Here is a 2,567-nt window from a genome sequence, read left to right on the forward strand (position 1 = left end):
GTAAGCGTAAAAAAATAGACGCCTATCGCTTACGGAATATAAGTGCTACAATAAACCCAACAGAGATGTTTACACAATTCTGTTGGGTTACAATTTAATATTTATTATCTTTTTAATCTAGAATATAATCTGTCAGGAAGTTCAGTAGACCAAGGCATATATTTTTCTAACAACTTCGTGTCATTACATTTTGAAAGTTCATTAAATAAGTATACTAGATATCTTTCCACCGCTAAGCCATTGGCTTTAGCCGTTTCAACGATACTATAAATTATTGCACTTGATTTGGCACCTTTAGCAGTATTAGAAAAAAGCCAGTTTTTTCTGCCTATAACAAATGGTTTAACTGCACGCTCCGCAGCATTATTATCTATTTCAAGACAACCATTGGTTAAGAATATGCTCATTGAAGGGATTAAATTCTGCGCATAAGTCAAGGCTTTACCTAATGGACTTTTGGGAAGTGCATTTTCAATTTCAGTATCTATATATTCTTGAAATTTTTTGAGTATAGGAGCTGATTTCTCCAGTCTTATCTTATGGCGATCATCGTAATAATCATCGCAATGAATATATTGCTCGCGGAGATCTTTTTCTATTTTATAAAGTTGCTCACAATAATTAAACCCTATTACTGCGCGTGATTGTTTTAGGGTTTCTGGTTTTAACTCAACAATTATTTCATGGAATTTTCTTCGGATATGGGCAAGGCAATAATATCTTTTTACATTTTGTATTTTATTATAGCCACTATATCCATCAGTTTGGAGATATCCTGAAAATCCTTCTAAGAACTTTGTGGGACAAACGCTGGATCTTGTTTTTTGATAATCATACATTATTATTGAACTATCAACATCTTCAGAAACATATACCCACATATAGTGCTTAGATTTTGATTCACAACCTTTGTTGTCAATAACCTTCACAGGAGTTTCGTCGGCATGTATATAATCTCTCTTTAAGATTTTTTCTCTCATATAATCATATACACATTCAAGTTCTGAGGCTGCACTGATTATCCAGTTTGATAATGTCTGTCTTGAAAGTTTTGCATCCATCATTTCAAAATAAGTTTCCATTCTATACAAAGGAAGTGCATGCTGATATTTCATTGTTATAACATGAGCAAGAAGTTCATTAGAAGCCATGCCTTTATGTAAGAAGTTTTCAGGTGCATGTGCAGATACTATATTAGCTTTATCTGCTTCCGCCTCGCATGATTTACATGCGTATGTATATGTAACATGTTCTTCAATATATAATTCAGCTGGTCTATATTTCAAGATTTCCTTTGATTTAGTTCCTATAACAGTTAATTGATGTCCACATTTATTGCAAACAGCTTCTGCATCATCAAGCTTATGTTCAATTACAACTCTCTCTAAAGTTGAAAGATTATCTTTTTTACCCTTATGAGTTGATGTTTTCTTTCTTGTATAAACCACTTCTTCAAGTTTAGGTTCTACAGCCTTTGAATCACTATTCTTTTCTGCTTCATTAAAAAATGACAGCTGATTTTCATCAGCTCGTTCGCTTGATTTTCCAAATAATTTTCTATTCTTATTAAGAACCTGATTTTTTAAGAAATCTAATTGTTTTTTCAACTCATTAATTTCTGCATCTTTTGATTTCAATTCTTTCTGCATTTTTTTAAATAACAGTTTTGTTTTATCATCAAGTTCTTCAACTAAATCAATTTCATTCATCATAATATGATACCTCACAAATAAACATGAGACTATATTAACATAAATCTCCAAAGATTGAAAATGTAGTACATCAACAATCTCAGGAGATTACATATATCATAATATCAAAAACTATTTTTTACTGTTACAGGCTTAAATTTTGATTTAGTGCGAATTTCATATCCTTTAAGCAGCCATATTAGTTCTTCTTTATTAGTTTTTAGAGCTTCTTCTGTAGTCATTGGCCACTTTAATCGGCCATGTTCAATGCGGTAATAATATAACCAAAAGCCTTCATCAAAATGCAGTATCTTTATTTTATTCATCTGCTTATTGCAAAAAACAAATAGAGCAGTTTCAAATGGATCCAGCTTAAGCTGTTGCTGAACAATAATGGCAAGTCCATCAATGCTTTTCCGTAAATCAGTTACGCCACAAGCTAAATAAATAGTATCTACTTTATCAAGATTAAACATTAGAAGTCAACTCCTTGATAATACTTGTCAAAACACCTATTTCATTAGCCGGTATGTATATATTTGCAGCACCAATTTCAATTCGTACATCTGTTGACTTTGGTGAAATCAAATTAATTTCAGTTTGTGCTTTTTCTTCTTTCATGGAAATTGCATGAAAATTTACATATCCCTGTTTTTCAAATTTCTTTCTATAATAATATAACTGACTTTTTGATATCCCATTCATTGTGCAAAAGTCTTTCAGCGATCCTTCGTAAGAAGAAAAAGTTGCAACAACTTCTTTCCAATCTATATTATCATTATTATTCATATATCAGGCCCCCTTATTAAAATTACTATACTAAAATTCTAGCAAGGGGAGCCTGCTTCCGCTAGGCGTAAAATCTTTTACGCTTAC

3 protein-coding genes are annotated in these 2,567 nt (G+C 31.6%); all 3 read right to left on the reverse strand.

The genetic code is table 11. The features are described from left to right. Positions 1–104: 104 nt before the first annotated feature. Positions 105–1,712, reverse strand: coding sequence for an IS66 family transposase (locus HF850_RS15285; RefSeq protein ID WP_169106271.1), 1,608 nt, complete (start codon positions 1,710–1,712; stop codon positions 105–107). Between the two features lie 104 nt (positions 1,713–1,816). Beyond that, on the reverse strand, positions 1,817–2,167 hold the full coding sequence (gene tnpB, locus HF850_RS15290) for an IS66 family insertion sequence element accessory protein TnpB (protein WP_169106272.1): 351 nt from the start codon (positions 2,165–2,167) through the stop codon (positions 1,817–1,819). Then, positions 2,160–2,480, reverse strand: a complete 321-nt coding sequence (locus HF850_RS15295) for a hypothetical protein (RefSeq protein ID WP_169106273.1) — start codon at positions 2,478–2,480, stop codon at positions 2,160–2,162. The genes tnpB and HF850_RS15295 overlap by 8 nt, the downstream gene beginning before the upstream one ends. Positions 2,481–2,567 lie beyond the last annotated feature (87 nt).

This window comes from Clostridium sp. SM-530-WT-3G (assembly GCF_012843905.1).
In the GTDB taxonomy this organism is placed as follows: Bacteria; Bacillota; Clostridia; order Clostridiales; family Clostridiaceae; genus Clostridium.

Excerpts from the sequence above, each read along its gene's own strand:
- HF850_RS15285 (WP_169106271.1), bottom strand. The coding sequence starts at position 1,712 with ATGATGAATGAAATTGATTTAGTTGAAGAACTTGATGATAAAACAAAA.
- tnpB (WP_169106272.1), bottom strand. The coding sequence starts at position 2,167 with ATGTTTAATCTTGATAAAGTAGATACTATTTATTTAGCTTGTGGCGTA.
- HF850_RS15295 (WP_169106273.1), bottom strand. The coding sequence starts at position 2,480 with ATGAATAATAATGATAATATAGATTGGAAAGAAGTTGTTGCAACTTTT.